Source organism: Salmonella sp. 741265073_HBA, assembly GCF_046569105.1.
Classification (GTDB): Bacteria; Pseudomonadota; Gammaproteobacteria; order Enterobacterales; family Enterobacteriaceae; genus Salmonella; species Salmonella enterica.
In genome coordinates, this window is record NZ_JBKFRY010000003.1 from 78,718 (window position 1) to 98,191 (window position 19,474).

At 53.0% G+C, this 19,474-nt stretch carries 14 protein-coding genes; 10 read left to right on the forward strand and 4 right to left on the reverse strand.

Annotated features, from left to right (window positions below; translation table 11 throughout):
• Positions 1-19: 19 nt before the first annotated feature.
• Genes fdnI through fdnG form a run of 3 tightly spaced genes read right to left on the reverse strand, consistent with a single transcriptional unit; the run spans position 20 to position 4,614 of the window.
• Positions 20-676 carry a formate dehydrogenase-N subunit gamma gene (fdnI, locus tag ACLD3P_RS05275; protein ID WP_000045657.1) on the reverse strand — a complete coding sequence of 219 codons (657 nt, stop codon included), beginning with the start codon at positions 674-676 and terminating at the stop codon, positions 20-22.
• Positions 669-1,553: a formate dehydrogenase subunit beta gene (gene fdxH / locus ACLD3P_RS05280; RefSeq protein ID WP_000061599.1), complete on the reverse strand. Its 885-nt coding sequence runs from the start codon at positions 1,551-1,553 to the stop codon at positions 669-671. The genes fdnI and fdxH overlap by 8 nt, the downstream gene beginning before the upstream one ends.
• Before the next feature lie 13 nt (positions 1,554-1,566).
• Positions 1,567-4,614, reverse strand: a complete 3,048-nt coding sequence (fdnG, locus tag ACLD3P_RS05285; protein ID WP_411006428.1) for a formate dehydrogenase-N subunit alpha — start codon at positions 4,612-4,614, stop codon at positions 1,567-1,569.
• Positions 4,615-4,891: 277 nt separating this feature from the next.
• Between fdnG and yddG the strand changes: the two genes are divergently transcribed.
• The 3 genes from yddG to ACLD3P_RS05300 all read left to right on the forward strand — a co-directional run bounded on the left by yddG (position 4,892) and on the right by ACLD3P_RS05300 (position 7,909).
• On the forward strand, positions 4,892-5,773 hold the full coding sequence (yddG, locus tag ACLD3P_RS05290) for an aromatic amino acid efflux DMT transporter YddG (protein WP_000203795.1): 882 nt from the start codon (positions 4,892-4,894) through the stop codon (positions 5,771-5,773).
• Positions 5,774-6,296: 523 nt separating this feature from the next.
• Positions 6,297-7,385 carry a porin OmpD gene (ompD, locus tag ACLD3P_RS05295; RefSeq protein ID WP_000769035.1) on the forward strand — a complete coding sequence of 363 codons (1,089 nt, stop codon included), beginning with the start codon at positions 6,297-6,299 and terminating at the stop codon, positions 7,383-7,385.
• Positions 7,386-7,528: 143 nt separating this feature from the next.
• Positions 7,529-7,909, forward strand: a complete 381-nt coding sequence (locus tag ACLD3P_RS05300) for a GFA family protein (RefSeq protein WP_014343841.1) — start codon at positions 7,529-7,531, stop codon at positions 7,907-7,909.
• Positions 7,910-7,933: 24 nt separating this feature from the next.
• On the opposite strand, the gene smvA is transcribed toward ACLD3P_RS05300, so the two are convergent.
• On the reverse strand, positions 7,934-9,421 hold the full coding sequence (gene smvA, locus ACLD3P_RS05305; RefSeq protein ID WP_023138158.1) for a methyl viologen efflux MFS transporter SmvA: 1,488 nt from the start codon (positions 9,419-9,421) through the stop codon (positions 7,934-7,936).
• A 117-nt stretch (positions 9,422-9,538) separates the two neighbouring features.
• On the opposite strand from smvA, the gene ACLD3P_RS05310 reads away from it, so the two are divergent.
• The 7 genes from ACLD3P_RS05310 to ACLD3P_RS05340 all read left to right on the forward strand — a co-directional run bounded on the left by ACLD3P_RS05310 (position 9,539) and on the right by ACLD3P_RS05340 (position 19,464).
• Positions 9,539-10,117, forward strand: coding sequence for a TetR family transcriptional regulator (locus tag ACLD3P_RS05310; protein ID WP_000121049.1), 579 nt, complete (start codon positions 9,539-9,541; stop codon positions 10,115-10,117).
• A gap of 214 nt (positions 10,118-10,331) precedes the next feature.
• A complete protein-coding gene (locus ACLD3P_RS05315) occupies positions 10,332-11,720 on the forward strand; it encodes a NarK family nitrate/nitrite MFS transporter (protein ID WP_000198255.1) in 1,389 nt (462 codons plus the stop codon).
• Between the two features lie 91 nt (positions 11,721-11,811).
• Positions 11,812-15,552, forward strand: coding sequence for a nitrate reductase subunit alpha (locus tag ACLD3P_RS05320; RefSeq protein ID WP_131046326.1), 3,741 nt, complete (start codon positions 11,812-11,814; stop codon positions 15,550-15,552).
• On the forward strand, positions 15,549-17,093 hold the full coding sequence (narH, locus tag ACLD3P_RS05325) for a nitrate reductase subunit beta (RefSeq protein WP_000702592.1): 1,545 nt from the start codon (positions 15,549-15,551) through the stop codon (positions 17,091-17,093). Before ACLD3P_RS05320 ends, narH begins: the two co-directional genes overlap by 4 nt.
• Positions 17,093-17,788: a nitrate reductase molybdenum cofactor assembly chaperone gene (gene narW / locus ACLD3P_RS05330; protein ID WP_094914165.1), complete on the forward strand. Its 696-nt coding sequence runs from the start codon at positions 17,093-17,095 to the stop codon at positions 17,786-17,788. Before narH ends, narW begins: the two co-directional genes overlap by 1 nt.
• A complete protein-coding gene (gene narI, locus ACLD3P_RS05335; protein WP_000617103.1) occupies positions 17,785-18,465 on the forward strand; it encodes a respiratory nitrate reductase subunit gamma in 681 nt (226 codons plus the stop codon). The genes narW and narI overlap by 4 nt, the downstream gene beginning before the upstream one ends.
• Positions 18,466-18,570: 105 nt before the next feature.
• Entirely contained in the window at positions 18,571-19,464 is an 894-nt protein-coding gene (locus ACLD3P_RS05340; protein ID WP_000804302.1) for a PhzF family isomerase, read from the forward strand.
• Positions 19,465-19,474: the final 10 nt, after the last annotated feature.

Sequence of the window (19,474 nt, forward strand, 5' to 3'; positions counted from 1 at the left end):
TTATCAGATCGCGAAAGAATTACTGAATACCTTCTTCGCTCTCTTTTTTTGCTTCCGCCTTCTCGATTTCACGATACCAGCGTGGATGATGTTTCTTCGCCCAGCGACGGCTGACCTTCCCTTCGATCATGCCTTTAATCGAGCCTTTCACCCAAAATGCCATATACATATGGATGAGGATCGCGTGCATTAAAATAATGCCCGCCGCCGCATGAATTAACAGGCTATAACGCACCACCTGCATGGGGAAATACTGCGCGAAATACGGACGCCAGATAATCACGCCAGTCACCAGCAGCACAAAAATCATGCTCATAATGGACCAGAACATCATCTTCTGTCCGGCATTGTATTTGCCGACATCCGCCACCTTATGCTCATTGCCTTTCAATACTTCGACAATATTTTTCAGCCACGGAATATCTTTTTTATCCGGGATGTTGTGGTGGACGAAACGCACGAACATAAACATCAGCGCGATGAAAATGGCAATACCGAAGAACGGGTGCAAAATACGTCCCATCTGCGGCGTGCCGAAGGTTTGCGTCAGCCATTGTAGCGTCGGGAAGAAAAATGAAATCCCCGACAGCGCTACCAGGAAGAAGCAGATCACCACCGTCCAGTGACAGGCGCGGTCGACAAATTTCGTGCGCACAATCATTTTCGACTTACTCATGATGATCCTCCTCATCGTCGTCCGTTTCTTTATTCGGGCCAATACCGATGTAGTGGTAAATCAGACCGGCGAAAGTGGCGATAAAGCCCGCTGCGGCCAGCGGTTTTAGCGCCCCTTTCCACAGATTGATTGAGGTATCGATCTGCGGATCTTTCGGCAAGCCGTGGTACAACTCCGGCTGGTTGGCATGGTGCAGCACATACATGACGTGCGTACCGCCGACGCCCTGCGGGTTGTAGATACCGGCATGTTCAAAGCCACGCGCTTTTAACTTCTCCACGCGTTGCTCACCCAGTTCCAGCATCTCTTTTTTGGTGCCGAAGTGAATAGCCCCGGTCGGACAAGTTTTGACGCAGGCCGGTTCCTGGCCCACGCTGACGCGATCGACGCAGAGTGTACATTTATAAACGCGGTTGTCCTCTTTGTTGAGGCGCGGAATATTAAACGGACACCCGGCGATACAGTAACCACAGCCGATACAGTGTTCAGATTGAAAATCAACAATCCCGTTCGCGTACTGGATGATAGCCCCGGCAGATGGACAGGCTTTAAGACAGCCTGGATCTTCACAGTGCATACAACCATCTTTACGAATCAGCCACTCCAGCTTGCCGTTCTGCTCGGTTTCGGTAAAGCGCATCACCGTCCAGGACTTGGCGCTGAGATCGGCAGGGTTATCGTACACCCCGACACAATGACCAACGTTATCGCGAATATCGTTCCATTCAGAACAGGCTACCTGGCAGGCTTTACAGCCGACACAGGAGGAGACGTCGATCAGTTTCGCGACTTCGGCTTTGTAATCACGCGCCTGCGGAGGCGGCGTGATGGCGTTTGTTGCGGACCGTTTAATAATGTCCTGCGTTTCCATAGACATATGTTCGCCTCCCTTACGCCTTCTCGATGTTAACTAAAAACGCTTTGTATTCCGGCGTTTGCGAGTTGGCATCACCGACATTTGGCGTCAGAGTATTGGCGATATAGCCTTTGCGCGCGACACCCTCAAAGCCCCAGTGAATCGGGATCCCCACCGTTTCAACCTGCTGACCGTTGACATGCAGGGTGCGAAGACGACGAGTTACCACCGCGACCGCGCGAATAAACCCGCGTTTACTGCTCACCTTCACATAGTCGCCGTTAGCAATACCTTTCGCTGCCGCCAGCGTCTCACTGATCTCCACAAACTGTTCCGGCTGAGCGATAGCGTTAAGTAGCGCATGTTTGGTCCAGGTATGGAAATGCTCTGTGAGGCGGTAAGTCGTGCCCACGTACGGAAACTGCTCCTTCTTACCCATGCGCAGCGCATCTTCTTCATACAAACGCGCCGCCGGGTTCGAGACCACATTCGGGTGCAGCGGGTTAGTGCCCAGCGGCGTTTCCATCGGCTCGTAGTGTTCAGGGAACGGCCCTTCCGCCATTTTATCAATAGCAAACAGACGTCCCAGCCCTTCCGGCTGCATGATAAACGGATTGGTCCCGCTCCCCGGCGCCGCGTTGTTAAAGTCCGGAATATCGTTCCCTGTCCACTTCGCGCCGTTCCACTGGATCAGCATCCGTTTTGGATCCCACGGTTTACCCTGCGGGTCCGCCGAAGCGCGGTTATACAATACGCGACGGTTTAGCGGCCACGCCCACGCCCAACCCAGTGTATTGCCAAGCCCTGACGGGTCGGCGTTATCACGTCTGGACATCTGGTTGCCCTGCTCCGTCCAGCTACCGGTATAAATCCAGCAGGAGGAGGATGTCGTACCGTCATCGCGCAGTAATGCAAAACTGCTCAACAACTGGCCTTTCCTGGCAAGCAGTGTACCGTTGGCGTCATAGAGATCTTCCAGCGCATAGCCGTTGTTCTCTTTCGCCACTTCTTCCGAATGCGGTTCATCCGGCTGCTTGTAGTTCCAGCTCATCTTCAATAGTGGCTCGGCGCCTTTACCGCCTTCTGCGCGATACATTTCACGCAGACGATGGTAAATACCGGCCAGAATCTCGCCGTCGTTACGCGCTTCGCCCGGCGCGTCCTGACCTTTCCAGTGCCACTGTAACCAGCGACCGGAGTTAGCGATAGAGCCATCCTCTTCCGCAAAACAGGTAGACGGCAGACGGAAGACTTCGGTCTGAATCGTTGCCGGATCAACATCATTAGATTCGCCGTGGTTCTGCCAGAACGTTGACGTTTCAGTCACCAGCGGATCGATAACGACCAGATACTTCAGTTTGCTTAAGCTTTGCACCACTTTGTTTTTGTCCGGGAAGGACGCCACCGGGTTAAAGCCCTGACAGAAATAGCCGGTGACTTTCCCGCTATCCATCATGTTGAAATATTTGATCACGTCATAGGACTGATCCCACTTAGGCAGCCAGGCAAAGCCCCAGTCATTCTCTTTCTGCGCCGCATCGCCATAGAAAGATTTCATCAGGCTGACGAAGAACTTAGGATAATTACCCCAGTAGTTGACCTGATCGGCCAGCGTCGCTTTGGGGGTATTCGCGGCCAGATAAGTTTGCAGATCGGCCTGTTTTTCCGATGGCAGCGTCAGATAACCCGGCAGGCTGGTGGAGAGCAGTCCTAAATCCGTTAAGCCTTGAATATTAGAGTGGCCGCGCAAGGCGTTCACACCGCCGCCAGCCATCCCCATATTGCCGAGCAGCAACTGGATCATCGCCATGGTACGGATGTTCTGCGCCCCGACGGTATGTTGCGTCCAGCCCAGCGCATACAGGAAGGTCGTAGTGCGATCCGGAACGCTGGTAGAGGCCAACACCTCACACACCTTCAGGAAGTCCGCTTTCGGCGTACCGCAGATGTTTTCCACGACGTCCGGCGTATAGCGCGAAACGTGCTGCTTCAGCAGATTCCACACACAGCGTGGGTGCGTCAACGTTTCATCACGTTTGGCATAGCCGTTTTCATCGAACTGGTAGTTCCAGGAGGATTTATCGTACTGACGCTTTTGGGCGTCATAGCCGCTGAAAAGACCGTCATCAAAGGCAAAATCATCCCGCACCAGCAGGCTGGCGTTGGTGTAATGCTTAACGTATTCAGCGTTGATTTTGTTATTTTCGATCAGGTACAGCAACACGCCGGACAGAAAGGTAATGTCTGTACCGGAACGTATTGGCGCATAGATATCCGCCACCGACGCCGTACGCGTAAAGCGTGGATCAACGACGATCAACGTCGCATCGTTGTTGTTTTTCGCTTCCATCGCCCAGCGGAAACCCACCGGATGCGCTTCTGCGGCATTGCCGCCCATCACCATCACGACGTTGGCGTTTTTAATATCCACCCAGTGGTTGGTCATCGCACCGCGACCAAATGTTGGAGCAAGACTTGCTACCGTTGGTCCGTGTCAGACGCGCGCCTGGTTATCTACCGCCAGCATACCGAGAGAACGCGCAAACTTCTGCGTCAGCATACCCGTTTCATTGCTGGCCGCCGAGGCGCACAGCATCCCGGTAGAGAGCCAGCGGTTAACCGTGACGCCCTGCTCATTCTTTTCAATAAAGTTGGCGTCACGATCGGCTTTCATTAATTTAGCAATACGAGTGAAAGCGTCATCCCAGCTAATGCGCTGCCACTTGTCGGAACCCGGCGCGCGGTATTCCGGATAGCGTAGGCGATCTTCACTGTGAACATAGTCCAGCAAACCGGCCCCTTTCGGGCACAGCGCGCCACGGCTTACCGGATGATCCGGGTCGCCTTCAATATGGTAAATCGCTTCTTTCGCGTTTTTTGCCCCATCTCCCAGGCTATACATTAATAGCCCGCAACCTACGGAACAGTATGTGCAGGAGTTACGGATCTCTTTTGCGCGCAACAGCTTATAGTTTCGCGCCTGAGCCAGGGCCATTTTAGGGGTAAAACCCAGTGCGGCCACCGTTGTTCCCGCCATACCGCCCGCGCAGATTTTAAAAAATTGTCTGCGGCTGACGTCCATTGCTTTCCTCTTTTTTCCACTAATGCACGCCTCCTTCGAACTGCAGCAAAACCTCAGTCCAGGATGCGCGTATAACTTCGCGAGGAAACTAACAGCAAAATCGATAACTTTTTTGCGTCAAATCAATATTGAAACGGTTCCGCTATTAAATAGCCCTATTTTTAAACTGCAATAACTCCAGGGAGGTACTAAAAAATGACACTGCATGGCATCGCCCTCGGAAAAAGTGCTATAAGTGGCAGTTTATTTTGCGCGGTATTCAGGACAGTCACAAAGCATGACATCACAAAAAGCAACGCTAATAGGGCTTGTTGCCATCGTTCTGTGGAGCACGATGGTTGGGTTAATTCGCGGCGTCAGCGAAGGTCTCGGACCGGTAGGCGGCGCAGCCATGATCTATTCATTAAGCGGCCTGCTGCTGATTTTTACCGTCGGATTACCTGATATCCGTCGTTTCCCGGGGCGATACCTCATCGCAGGCAGCGTACTGTTTGTCAGTTATGAAATATGCCTGGCGCTTTCTCTCGGTTATGCCGCCACTCGCCATCAGGCTATCGAAGTCGGCATGGTTAACTATTTATGGCCCAGCCTGACCATTCTGTTTGCCATTCTTTTTAACGGGCAAAAAACTAACTGGCTTATTGTTCCTGGCTTGCTTATTGCACTTACTGGCGTTTGCTGGGTTCTGGGGGGCGAGAATGGTCTTAATCCGGGAGAAATTATCAGCAATGTCGCCACCAGTCCGCTAAGTTATTTACTGGCATTTCTTGGGGCGTTTATATGGGCGACGTACTGCACTGTCACAAATAAATATGCGCGTGGTTTTAACGGTATCACCGTCTTTGTGTTACTCACCGCCGTGGCGCTGTGGTTCCACTATTTTCTTACGCCGCAACCTGCCATGATATTTAGCCTACCGGTGATTGCTAAACTTTTTACCGCGGCATTAACGTTGGGGTTTGCCTACGCAGCATGGAATGTGGGCATACTTCATGGCAATGTGACTATCATGGCCGTAGGGTCTTATTTTACCCCCGTCATGTCCTCTGCTCTGGCAGCGCTGTTACTCAGCTCACCACTGTCATTCTCCTTCTGGCAAGGCGCAGTCATGGTTTGCGTAGGTTCGCTACTTTGTTGGCTGGCAACGCGGCGGCGCTAATAGCGACGGGTGGGCCGATGTTGATATAAAATCCGCCCGCTGTACCTTGACACCCTTCACAACACAACTACGCTTTTATCTATCGCCTGTGTGTATTTGACGATTTTCCATTTTCACGAGCTCCCCCTGCGCCATACCAGGATTGCGCTGGTAAAAATGGATTTTATAAAATCGTTAAATATGTTAATGCAATGATATAATCATATTAACAAATATATAATTAACGCTAGCTGGCAACTGTATTAGTGCATATAATAATCAGTCGTTACTACCAAAAATAAAACCATAAACAGCACAATAGTCCCCTCCGAAAATATATCTTATTAGACAGTCCCTATTTGAATTAATACTCTCAAATGTATTAAGGAGATCTCGATCACACAAATTAAAATAATTTGTAATCTTATGAAACTTATTATTGAACTTATGCCACTCCGTCATTTAAAAATAGTCTGCCATTGACAAACGCCTCGTTTAACAATGGTTGAGGAAACACGCTAAGAAAATTATAAGGATTATTAAAATGAAACTTAAGTTAGTGGCAGTGGCAGTGACTTCCCTGTTGGCAGCAGGCGTTGTAAATGCAGCCGAGGTATATAACAAAGACGGCAATAAACTGGATCTGTACGGTAAAGTTCACGCTCAGCATTATTTCTCTGATGATAACGGAAGTGATGGTGACAAAACTTACGCGCGTCTGGGCTTTAAAGGCGAAACGCAGATCAACGATCAGTTAACCGGTTTTGGCCAGTGGGAATATGAATTCAAAGGCAACCGTACTGAAAGCCAGGGCGCTGACAAAGACAAAACCCGTCTGGCGTTTGCTGGTCTGAAATTCGCTGACTACGGTTCTTTCGACTACGGTCGTAACTACGGCGTTGCTTACGACATCGGCGCATGGACCGACGTTCTGCCAGAGTTTGGTGGCGATACCTGGACTCAGACTGACGTCTTCATGACTGGCCGTACTACTGGTGTTGCCACCTACCGTAACACTGACTTCTTTGGCCTGGTTGAAGGTCTGAACTTTGCCGCGCAGTACCAGGGCAAAAACGACCGTGACGGCGCATACGAGTCTAACGGCGACGGTTTCGGTCTGTCCGCAACGTATGAGTACGAAGGTTTTGGCGTAGGTGCGGCCTATGCGAAGTCTGACCGTACTAACAACCAGGTGAAAGCAGCGAGCAACCTGAATGCTGCGGGTAAAAACGCTGAAGTCTGGGCTGCTGGTCTGAAATATGATGCGAACAACATCTACCTGGCGACCACCTACTCCGAAACGCTGAACATGACCACCTTCGGTGAAGATGCAGCGGGTGATGCGTTTATCGCGAATAAAACCCAGAACTTCGAAGCGGTTGCTCAGTATCAGTTCGATTTCGGTCTGCGTCCGTCCATCGCTTACCTGAAATCCAAAGGTAAAAACCTGGGTACTTACGGCGACCAGGATCTGGTTGAGTACATCGATGTTGGCGCAACCTACTACTTCAACAAAAACATGTCCACCTTCGTTGATTACAAAATCAACCTGCTGGACGACAGCGACTTCACCAAAGCGGCTAAAGTGTCTACCGACAACATCGTTGCTGTTGGTCTGAACTACCAGTTCTAATTTTGTTGTAGTCTGAATACAAAGCCAGTCCTTTCAGGGCTGGCTTTTTCTCTTGATGTAGACTCGGTCATAAGGAGTATGCCGTGCAGACGTTCACTGGTCGTTGTCTTTGCGGACAGAGCCATTTTACCGTTGACGTCGAAATGCTGGATGTCTATGCCTGCCATTGTACGCTGTGTCAAAAATGGTCGGGTGGAATAGCCATGTATCTGGAAGCCTGCGGGCAACCACAGCTAGCCCCCCTTTCCCCGGAACCGCCATACTTTTCATCCTCTTCGCGCGGCGAACGCTACTTCTGTTCCGGCTGCGGGTGTCCGCTGTGGTTTCGGCTTACCGATACCGATCGCTATTTTATTCCCTGGACCTTACTGGAACTGAACGAAGTTGATCGCCGTCGGCTGATTCTGGCTGCGGAAATTTATACCGAGACCCAACCTGCCTTCTGGCGACTAACAGGGCAATACGCACGCCTCAGCGGTAAAGAAGTTGAGGAGATGGACTCCCCCTGTCAGCTAGCGCATTAAGCGCTTATCTCATCAGGCGTTATGTTATCGGCGTTGGGCTTTTGCCAGGCTGAACCACATCCCTACCGCCAGCAAAAGAAGCATACTCCCGGCGCTGCTTAACGCCACGCTATGCGACCAGATAAAGGCATGTCTGGCGGCGTCCAGTATTGCCTGCCCCTGCGTGGGCGGTAGGCTATTCGCCAACTGCACGGCTTCTCCCATTGAAGATGACGCTCTGGCAATCTCTTGCGCCTCAAGCCCGGCAGGCAGACGGATAGACGCGGAGAAGCTACGGCTTAACAACAGACCGAAAATGGCAATGCCCAGTCCCGCGCCCAGTTCATAAGCCATCGTTTCTATCGCGCCGGCCGCCGCCGCTTTTTCTGCCGGCGCAGCGGCCATAATTGCCGACGTGGAAGCCAGCAATGCGCTGGCGGCGCTAAATCCCAGCAGCGCCATCAGCCCCCAGGCCTGCCATTGCTGGGTGCTGAAATCCGTCATCGCCAGGCCATAAAAACTCAGCGCGCTTAACGCCATGCCGCCCGTCGCGACCAGCCGTAGTCCCAGACGCGAGACCAGCGCGCCCGCAATCGGCCCGCTGAATCCACTGGCGACCATCACCGGCAGCATAAATACCCCGGCCTCATAAGGCGATAGCCCGTGAACAAACTGCAGCTCTTGCGCCATCAGCAGCTCAAAGCCCACCAGAGTGATCATCGCGGTCATCGCCATCACGACGCCGCTCAGGATAATGCGATGGGTAAATAGCCGCATATCAATCATCGGACGCGATGTCGCAAGCTGTGTGCGGATAAAGAGTCCCAGGAGCAGCGCGCCGGTAAGCAGGGTAAGCGAGATGACCCACAGCGACAGATGTCCTTTCAGCGCGGTTTTAGCGCTATAAACCAACAGCAAAATGGCAATAATCAGCATCACCGCATGGCCAAGATTGAGCGGTTGATCGCGATGGCCCGCCTGGCGAGGAACATAGCGGGCGGTTAAGCCCATGACGACCAGCACAATCGGCACGTTGATCAGGAAAACCGATCCCCAGTAAAAATGCTCTAATAATATGCCGCCGATGAGCGGCCCAAACGCCGCTCCGCCTGAACCTACCGCTGCCCAGACGCCCAGCGCCATGTTGCGATGCTTCTCTTCACAAAAGGTGGCGCGTATCCCGGCCAGCGTCGCCGGTACAATCATCGCCGCGCCAATAGCCAGTAATACCCTGGTGGCGATAAGCCAACTGGCGGTATGCGAAAACGCCGCCGCCAATGATGCCAGGCCAAAGAGCGTCCCGCCCAGCATCAGCAGGCGTTTAAAACCGATACGATCGCCAAGCGCGCCCATCGGCAACACCATGCCAGCCATGACCAAAGAATAAATATCAATGATCCACAGCAGCTCGTTGCCGCTGGCCCCCAGTGTCATACTCAGTGTCGGGGCGGCGACATGCAAGACCGTGGCATCAATGGCGACAGGAATATAGACCAGCACAATAATGACTAACGTTAACCACTGACGAAACATAACTCTCCCTTCAAAAACTCAAATTTGGACGCTTGTCCAGTTTCAGGATCCTACGGTAAGTTGAACGAATGTCCAGCTTTTTGTTACACTGCGCGCATTGGCTAATGTGGGGAAAATATGAGTTACCTTAACCGGGATGAACGCCGCGAAGTGATCCTGCAAGCGGCGATGCGCGTGGCGCTGGCAGAGGGGTTTACCGCCATGACGGTGCGACGTATCGCATCAGAAGCCGATGTCGCCGCCGGCCAGGTGCATCACCACTTCAGCTCGGCGGGCGAGCTCAAAGCGCTGGCCTTTGTCCATTTGATCCGTACCCTGCTTGATGCCGGGCAAGTTCCGCCGCCCGCCACCTGGCGTGCACGGCTTCACGCTATGTTGGGTAGCGAAGACGGCGGCTTTGAGCCTTACATAAAATTGTGGCGAGAGGCGCAAATTCTGGCCGACCGGGATCCGCACATCAGAGATGCTTATCTCCTTACGATGCAGATGTGGCATGAGGAAACGGTCACAATTATTGAGCAGGGCAAACAGGCAGGAGAATTTACGTTTACTGCTAACGCCACGGATATCGCCTGGCGGCTTATCGCACTGGTGTGCGGGCTGGACGGTATGTATGTGCTGGGTATTCCGGAAATGGCCGATCCCGCGTTTAAATACCATCTGGATCGGATGATTACGCTTGAACTCTTTGCGTAAAGTTACAAATAATTTAATAAAAATCACTTTTAGTTTACAAATAGTAACAATTAAGAAACATCATATCTCATCTTCGCGCCGCGCTGGCCTGGTTTTTTATCTATTCTTTCACTCAATATTCTAAAAAAACTTCAATAAGTTCTCAAAAGAGCGCGTGACGCTCTGTCTCTTTTTTGTGTTTTTTTTCAAATGATATGCGCATGTGAGGGGTAAAATGACACGACAAAACGAGAATTATAACCGTTATCTCTTGAGTGACTGGCGACCCGAAAATCCAGCCTTCTGGGAGAATAAAGGGAAAGGCATCGCCAGAAGAAACTTATGGATTTCAGTAAGTTGTTTGCTCCTGGCATTTTGCGTATGGATGTTGTTTAGCGCTGTTGCCGTCAACCTCAATAAAATTGGATTTAATTTTACCACCGACCAACTCTTTTTATTAACCGCATTACCTTCTCTTTCCGGCGCAATATTACGCGTTCCCTACTCCTTTATGGTACCACTGTTTGGTGGCCGTAAATGGACCGTATTAAGTACCGTAATATTGATTATTCCCTGCGCCTGGCTGGGATTCGCCGTGCAAAATCCCGCCACCCCTTTCGGGGTATTTATGCTCATCGCTCTGTTGTGCGGTTTTGCGGGGGCAAACTTCGCGTCCAGTATGGGCAACATCAGTTTTTTCTTTCCAAAAGCCAGACAAGGTAGCGCGTTGGGTATTAACGGCGGCTTGGGAAATCTTGGCGTCAGTGTGATGCAGTTGATTGCGCCGCTGGTTATTTTTCTGCCGATATTTACTTTTTTAGGCGTCCGGGGCGTGCCGCAACCTGATGGCTCCCTGCTCGCCCTCACTAACGCCGCCTGGATCTGGGTGCCGTTACTGGCTGTCGCGACGCTTGCCGCCTGGTTTGGTATGAACGATATCGGCAGTTCAAAAGCGTCTGTCGCCTCGCAATTGCCGGTGCTAAAACGCCTGCACCTGTGGCTGCTTAGCCTGCTGTACCTGGCGACATTCGGGTCATTCATCGGCTTTTCCGCAGGTTTCGCCATGCTCGCCAAAACGCAATTTCCCGACGTAAACATTCTGCAACTGGCGTTCTTTGGCCCCTTTATCGGCGCGCTGGCGCGATCGGCAGGCGGCGTGATCTCCGATAAATTCGGCGGCGTTCGCGTAACGCTCATTAATTTTATCTTTATGGCGCTGTTTACCGCCCTGCTATTCCTCACGCTGCCAGGCTCCGGCGCAGGCAGCTTTAGCGCGTTCTATCTTGTTTTTATGGGCCTGTTTTTGACAGCGGGTCTCGGCAGCGGTTCTACCTTCCAGATGATTGCGGTGATCTTTCGTCAGATCACGCTCTACAACGTCAAACTGCGCGGCGGGAGCGATGAGCAGGCGCAGCGCGAAGCGGTGACGGATACCGCCGCCGCACTCGGTTTTATCTCCGCTATTGGCGCTGTGGGCGGCTTCTTTATTCCAAAAGCGTTTGGCACCTCTTTGGCCTTGACCGGCTCGCCGGTGGGCGCCATGAAAATCTTTTTGCTGTTTTACATCGCTTGCGTCCTGCTGACCTGGCTGGTCTACGGGCGTCGTAAGCCTAAACAACAATAACAACATACGCACCTGTAGGATGGCCATCCGGCAATGGTTTAACGCCAAATCGACAGGATGGCGGAAAATTTATCGAAGCAGGAGAAATGTCATGAGTAAACTGTTGGATCGCTTTCGTTACTTTAAACAAAAAGGCGATACCTTTGCCGACGGCCATGGTCAGGTGATGCATACCAACTGCGACTGGGAAGACAGTTATCGCCAGCGCTGGCAGTTTGATAAGATCGTACGCTCAACCCACGGCGTCAACTGCACGGGCTCCTGTAGCTGGAAAATTTATGTCAAAAACGGTCTGGTGACGTGGGAAACCCAGCAAACCGACTACCCGCGCACGCGTCCCGATTTACCGAACCATGAACCGCGCGGCTGCCCGCGCGGCGCCAGCTACTCCTGGTATCTCTATAGCGCCAATCGTCTGAAATACCCTCTGGTGCGTAAGCGGCTGATAGAACTGTGGCGCGAGGCTCTTTCCCGGCACAGCGATCCGGTGCTGGCATGGGAATCTATAATGAACGACCCGCAAAAATGCCAAAGTTACAAACAGGTGCGCGGACATGGCGGCTTTATTCGTTCGAACTGGAAAGAGCTGAATCAGCTCATTGCCGCCGCTAACGTCTGGACAATCAAAACCTATGGCCCGGATCGTGTGGCGGGGTTTTCACCTATTCCAGCAATGTCGATGGTTTCTTACGCCGCCGGAACACGTTATCTGTCATTGCTTGGCGGTACTTGTCTGAGCTTCTATGACTGGTATTGCGATCTTCCGCCCGCGTCTCCAATGACCTGGGGCGAGCAGACTGACGTGCCGGAGTCCGCCGACTGGTATAACTCAGCCTACATTATTGCCTGGGGCTCTAACGTGCCGCAGACGCGTACCCCGGACGCCCACTTCTTTACCGAAGTGCGCTACAAAGGCACCAAGACAATCGCCATCACCCCGGACTATTCCGAAGTCGCTAAACTGTGCGATCAGTGGCTGGCGCCAAAGCAAGGTACCGACAGCGCGCTGGCGATGGCCATGGGTCACGTCATTTTGAAAGAGTTTCATCTCGATAATCCCAGCGACTATTTCCTTAACTATTGCCGCCGTTATACCGACATGCCAATGCTGGTCCTGTTGGATGAGCACGCAGACGGCAGTTATGTACCGGGGCGTATGATGCGCGCATCGGATCTGGTGGATGGACTGGGAGAAGCCAATAATCCGGAATGGAAAACCGTCGCGCTCAACAGTGCGGGCGAACTGGTCGCGCCCAATGGTTCTATCGGTTTTCGCTGGGGCGAAAAGGGAAAATGGAACCTGGAACCGGTGGCGGCGGGCGTCGAAACTGAACTGTCGCTCTCTTTACTTGGTCAGCATGATGATGTGGCGGGTGTCGCTTTCCCCTATTTTGGCGGCAACGAAAACCCACATTTTCGCAGCGTGCGGCAGGAACCGGTGCTGGTACGTCAGTTACCGGTGAAACGCCTGGCTCTGGCGGACGGTAGCGAGCGGATGGTCGTCAGCGTTTACGATCTGGTGCTGGCGAATTATGGGCTGGATCGTGGTCTGGATGACTGCCATAGCGCCAATAATTATAACGACGTAAAAGCCTACACGCCGGCCTGGGGCGAACAGATTACCGGCGTGCCGCGTCGACATATCGAAACTATTGCGCGTGAATTTGCCGAGACCGCCCATAAAACTCACGGTCGTTCGATGATCATCCTCGGCGCGGGAGTGAATCACTGGTATCACATGGATATGAATTACCGTGGGATGATTAACATGTTGGTGTTCTGCGGCTGTGTTGGACAAACCGGCGGCGGCTGGGCGCACTATGTCGGCCAGGAGAAGCTGCGGCCACAAACCGGCTGGCTGCCGCTGGCCTTCGCGCTGGACTGGAATCGCCCGCCGCGTCAGATGAACAGTACCTCGTTTTTCTACAACCATGCCAGCCAGTGGCGCTATGAAAAACTGACTGCGCAAGAGTTGCTGTCGCCGTTGGCCGATCCGGCTAAATTTTCCGGACACCTGATCGATTTCAACGTGCGCGCGGAACGTATGGGCTGGCTACCCTCGGCGCCGCAGCTTAATCTTAACCCGCTCAGCGTGAAAGCGAGCGCCGATAAAGCCGGGCTGTCTGCGGCGGATTATACCGTGCAGGCGTTGAAATCAGGCGCTATCCGTTTTGCCTGCGAACAGCCTGACAGTGGTCATAATCACCCGCGAAATTTATTTGTCTGGCGCTCTAACCTGCTCGGCTCCTCCGGGAAAGGTCATGAGTACATGCTCAAATATCTGCTGGGCACAGACAGCGGTATCCAGGGCGAAGCGCTGGGTTCCAGCGAAGGAATTAAGCCTGAAGAGGTGGAATGGCAGTCCGCCGCGATTGAGGGCAAGCTCGATCTGTTGGTCACGCTTGATTTCCGTATGTCCAGTACCTGTCTGTTTTCCGATATCGTTTTGCCGACTGCCACCTGGTATGAAAAAGACGATATGAATACCTCGGATATGCATCCGTTTATCCACCCCCTTTCCGCCGCGGTCGATCCTGCCTGGGAATCCAAAAGCGACTGGGAGATCTACAAAGGTATCGCCAGCGTCTTTTCTGAAGTGTGTGTCGGACATCTCGGACAGGAAACCGATGTGGTGTTACACCCGCTCCAGCATGATTCCCCGGCGGAACTGGCGCAGCCATTTGATATTCTCGACTGGCGTAAAGGCGAGTGCGAACTTATTCCGGGCAAAACCGCCCCCAATATCGTCGTGGTTGAACGCGATTATCCGGCCACCTATGAACGTTTTACCTCGCTGGGTCCCCTGCTGGATAAATTAGGCAACGGCGGTAAGGGTATTGCCTGGAATACGCAAGATGAAGTCGATTTCCTCGGTAAGCTCAATTACACCAAACACGATGGCCCGGCGAAAGGACGTCCGCGCATCGACACTGCGCTGGATGCCTCGGAAGTGATTCTTGCCTTAGCGCCGGAAACTAACGGCCAGGTGGCGGTGAAAGCCTGGCAGGCGTTGGGCGAGATGACCGGGCGCGAGCACACCCATCTGGCCATCAATAAAGAAGATGAGAAAATTCGCTTTCGTGATATCCAGGCGCAACCGCGCAAAATTATCTCCAGCCCGACCTGGTCAGGACTGGAAAGCGAACATGTCTCTTATAACGCCGGGTATACCAACGTACATGAACTGATCCCGTGGCGTACGTTGTCGGGGCGGCAACAACTCTATCAGGATCATGCGTGGATGCGCGCTTTTGGCGAAAGCCTGGTGGCATATCGTCCGCCGATTGATACCCGCAGCGTCAGCGAAATGCGAGAAATTCCGCCCAACGGTTTCCCGGAAAAAGCGCTTAACTTCCTGACGCCGCACCAGAAATGGGGAATTCACTCCACCTACAGCGAAAACCTGCTGATGCTGACCTTGTCGCGCGGCGGGCCGATTGTCTGGATTAGCGAAGCCGATGCCCGTGAATTGGGTATTGAAGATAACGACTGGATTGAAGCCTTCAACGCTAATGGCGCCCTTACCGCTCGTGCGGTGGTCAGCCAGCGCGTTCCGCCGGGTATGACCATGATGTACCACGCCCAGGAGCGGATTATGAACATTCCGGGCTCGGAAGTGACCGGGATGCGCGGCGGGATCCATAACTCCGTGACCCGGGTCTGTCCAAAACCGACGCATATGATCGGCGGCTATGCGCAACTGGCTTACGGCTTCAACTATTACGGAACCGTGGGTTCGAATCGCGATGAATTCATCATGATCAGGAAAATGAAAAACATTAGCTGGCTGGATGATGAGGGCCGGGATCAGGTACAGGAGGCGAAAAAATGAAAATACGCTCACAGGTTGGGATGGTACTGAATCTCGATAAATGTATTGGCTGTCACACCTGCTCCGTCACCTGTAAAAACGTCTGGACCGGACGTGAAGGGATGGAATACGCATGGTTCAATAACGTCGAAACTAAACCGGGTATCGGCTATCCCAAAAACTGGGAAGACCAGCAGGAGTGGCAAGGCGGTTGGGTTCGTGATGTTAATGGCAAGATAAGGCCCCGTCTGGGCGGCAAAATGGGGGTAATTAGCAAAATTTTCGCCAACCCGGTGATTCCGCAAATCGATGATTACTATGAACCCTTTACCTTCGATTATCAGCATTTACATAATGCGCCGGAGAGTAAGCATCAGCCCACTGCCCGTCCTCGTTCACTGATTGACGGAAAACGGATGGACAAGGTGATCTGGGGGCCAAACTGGGAAGAGCTGCTCGGCGGCGAATTTGAAAAACGCGCCCGCGACCGTAACTTCGACAACATACAAAAGGAGATGTACGGTCAGTTCGAAAACACCTTCATGATGTACCTGCCGCGCCTGTGCGAACACTGCCTGAACCCCAGTTGTGTCGCCACCTGCCCAAGTGGCGCTATTTATAAGCGTGAAGAAGACGGCATCGTGCTAATCGACCAGGATAAATGCCGGGGCTGGCGTTTGTGTATCAGCGGCTGCCCGTACAAAAAAATCTACTTTAACTGGAAGAGCGGCAAGTCTGAGAAATGCATATTTTGCTATCCGCGTATTGAATCCGGCCAGCCGACCGTTTGTTCGGAAACCTGCGTCGGGCGCATCCGTTATCTTGGCGTTCTGCTCTACGACGCCGACAGGATTGAAGAAGCGGCCAGTACCGAACACGAGACAGATTTGTATGAACGTCAGTGCGATGTGTTTCTCGATCCGCACGATCCGGCGGTCATCGAAGAGGCGCTTAAACAGGGCATCCCGCAAAACGTCATCGACGCTGCCCAACGGTCGCCGGTGTACAAAATGGCGATGGACTGGAAGCTGGCGCTTCCGCTGCACCCGGAATACCGTACCCTGCCGATGGTCTGGTACGTACCGCCGCTATCGCCCATCCAGTCATACGCCGACGCGGGCGGGTTGCCGCACAATGGCAATATTCTGCCGGCGGTGGAGACGCTGCGTATTCCAGTCCAGTACCTGGCCAATATGCTCAGCGCGGGCGATACCGGTCCGGTCATTCGGGCTCTAAAGCGGATGATGGCGATGCGCCACTACATGCGCTCGCAGACGGTTGAAGGCGTGACGGATACCCGCGCCATTGAGGAAGTCGGTCTGAGCGTACAACAGGTTGAAGAGATGTATCGCTACCTGGCGATTGCCAATTATGAAGATCGTTTTGTCATTCCCACCAGCCACCGGGAAATGGCGCGCGACGCCTTTCCGGAGCGCAACGGCTGCGGCTTTACTTTTGGCGACGGTTGTCACGGCTCGGATACCAAATTCAACCTGTTCAACAGTAGCCGTATTGATGCCATCAATATCACCGAAGTACGTGATAAAGCGGAGGGGGAATAATGCAAATCCTCAAAGCGATTGGCCTGTTGATGGAGTATCCGGACGACGAGTTGTGGGAATGTCGGGATGAAGCGCTTGCCCTTATCCAACACGATGCGCCAATGCTGGCCGACTTCACTCGCGAGCTGCTTTATGCGCCGTTACTGGATAAACAAGCAGAATGGTGTGAAGTGTTTGACCGCGGGCGCGCCACTTCATTGCTGTTATTCGAGCATGTTCATGCGGAGTCCCGCGATCGCGGCCAGGCGATGGTCGATTTGTTAAGCCAGTATGAAACCGTGGGTCTGCAGCTCAACTGCCGCGAACTGCCGGATCACCTGCCGCTCTATCTGGAGTACTTAAGCGTGTTGCCGGAAGCGGAAGCGCGCGAGGGATTACAGAATATTGCCCCTATTCTGGCGCTACTGGGCGGTCGTCTGAAACAGCGAGGAACGCCGTGGTATCAACTGTTTGACGCCCTGCTGACGCTGGCGGGCAGTACGCTTACAAGTGACAGCGTCACAAAACAGATTGTTCAGGAATCGCGGGATGATACCCGTCAGGCACTGGATGCCGTCTGGGAAGAAGAGCAGGTGAAGTTTATCGAAGATAACGCCACGACCTGTGACAGTTCACCGTTACACCATTATCAACGACGCTTTAGCCAGGACGCGGCGCCGCAGTACGTCGACGTCAGCGCGGGAGGCCCGAAATGATACAGTACCTGAACGTCTTTTTTTACGACATCTACCCCTATATTTGCGCCACGGTCTTCTTCCTCGGCAGTTGGCTGCGCTATGACTACGGACAATATACCTGGCGCGCGTCGTCCAGCCAGATGCTGGATAAGCGTGGGATGGTGATATGGTCGAATCTGTTCCATATTGGCATTCTGGGGATCTTTTTTGGCCATCTGTTCGGGATGCTGACGCCACACTGGATGTATGCCTGGTTCCTGCCGATTGCGGTAAAACAGCAGATGGCGATGATCCTCGGCGGCGTGTGCGGCGTATTAACGTTGATCGGCGGCGCGGGATTACTGTGGCGTCGTCTGACCAATCAGCGTGTGCGGGCGACATCCACTACACCTGATATTATCATCATGAGCATTTTGCTGATTCAGTGCCTGCTTGGCCTGAGCACCATTCCGTTTTCGGCGCAATATCCGGATGGCAGCGAAATGATGAAGTTGGTGGGCTGGGCGCAAAGTATTGTCACCTTCCGCGGCGGGTCTTCGGAAATGCTGAACGGTGTGGCGTTTGTTTTCCGCGTTCATCTGGTGCTGGGAATGACTATTTTCCTGCTCTTCCCGTTCACCCGTCTGGTTCATGTCTGGAGCGCGCCGTTTGAGTATTTCACCCGTCGCTACCAGATTGTTCGTACCCGCCGCTAATTCTCTTTGCCCGGGGGTACGCTTACCGGGCAAAGAAAAACGCCTGTGCGTCGTCATTCGGCAACGCACAGGCTATGATGATTCTTCAGCCAAAGGAGAACATCAATGAAACCGCAGATTTACCATGTTGACGCCTTCACCAGCGAACCCTTTCGCGGCAACTCTGCTGGCGTTGTCTTACATGCGGATACGCTAAGCGACGCGCAGATGCAGCTGATTGCCCGTGAACTTCGTCACTCGGAAACCGCCTTTTTGCTAAAAAGCGAAGAGAGTGATGTGCGCATACGCTATTTTACACCGACAGTAGAAGTCCCCATCTGTGGTCATGCCACCGTGGCCGCGCATTATGTTCGGGCAACGGTACTGGGATTGGGAAACACCACCGTCTGGCAAACCTCGTTAGCGGGCCGTCATCGCGTTGAAATTCATGCCGAACACAATGACTATCGCATCACGCTGGAACAAGGTCAGCCCTCTTTTGAACCACCGCTAGTCGGAGAGATTCGGGCTGCCATCATCACCGCGTTGAACCTGACTGAAGATGATATCGTGCCGGGAGCGCCAATTCAGGTGGCTTCAACAGGACATGCAAAAGTGATGATCCTGCTCAAACCAGACGTTGATATTGATGCCCTTTCTCCGAATCTGGAAGCCCTGACGGCAATCAGCCAGCAAATTGGCTGTAACGGCTTTTTTCCTTTCCAGATTCGTCCGGGAAAAAACGAAACCGATGGGCGAATGTTTTCCCCGGCGATAGGGATTGTGGAAGATCCGGTAACGGGAAACGCCAATGGCCCGATGGGAGCATGGCTCGTCCATCATGGCCTGATGGCGCATGACGGTAAAACGCTGCAGATTCAAGGCCATCAGGGGCGCGCTTTAGGCAAAGAGGGTACTGTTGATGTTACCGTCACCATTCGCGATAACCAGCCGGACAACGTCACCATCTCCGGCCAGGCGGTCATTCTGTTTCATGCCGAATGGGCCATTACTTTTTAATCTTTGTCAG

Coding starts and splice junctions, on each gene's coding strand:
- narH (WP_000702592.1), top strand. CDS start 15,549: ATGAAAATACGCTCACAGGTTGGGATGGTACTGAATCTCGATAAATGT.
- ACLD3P_RS05340 (WP_000804302.1), top strand. CDS start 18,571: ATGAAACCGCAGATTTACCATGTTGACGCCTTCACCAGCGAACCCTTT.
- fdnI (WP_000045657.1), bottom strand. CDS start 676: ATGAGTAAGTCGAAAATGATTGTGCGCACGAAATTTGTCGACCGCGCC.
- ACLD3P_RS05300 (WP_014343841.1), top strand. CDS start 7,529: ATGCTGGATGTCTATGCCTGCCATTGTACGCTGTGTCAAAAATGGTCG.
- ACLD3P_RS05315 (WP_000198255.1), top strand. CDS start 10,332: ATGACACGACAAAACGAGAATTATAACCGTTATCTCTTGAGTGACTGG.
- ACLD3P_RS05320 (WP_131046326.1), top strand. CDS start 11,812: ATGAGTAAACTGTTGGATCGCTTTCGTTACTTTAAACAAAAAGGCGAT.
- ACLD3P_RS05310 (WP_000121049.1), top strand. CDS start 9,539: ATGAGTTACCTTAACCGGGATGAACGCCGCGAAGTGATCCTGCAAGCG.
- fdxH (WP_000061599.1), bottom strand. CDS start 1,553: ATGTCTATGGAAACGCAGGACATTATTAAACGGTCCGCAACAAACGCC.
- narI (WP_000617103.1), top strand. CDS start 17,785: ATGATACAGTACCTGAACGTCTTTTTTTACGACATCTACCCCTATATT.
- narW (WP_094914165.1), top strand. CDS start 17,093: ATGCAAATCCTCAAAGCGATTGGCCTGTTGATGGAGTATCCGGACGAC.
- yddG (WP_000203795.1), top strand. CDS start 4,892: ATGACATCACAAAAAGCAACGCTAATAGGGCTTGTTGCCATCGTTCTG.
- ompD (WP_000769035.1), top strand. CDS start 6,297: ATGAAACTTAAGTTAGTGGCAGTGGCAGTGACTTCCCTGTTGGCAGCA.
- smvA (WP_023138158.1), bottom strand. CDS start 9,421: ATGTTTCGTCAGTGGTTAACGTTAGTCATTATTGTGCTGGTCTATATT.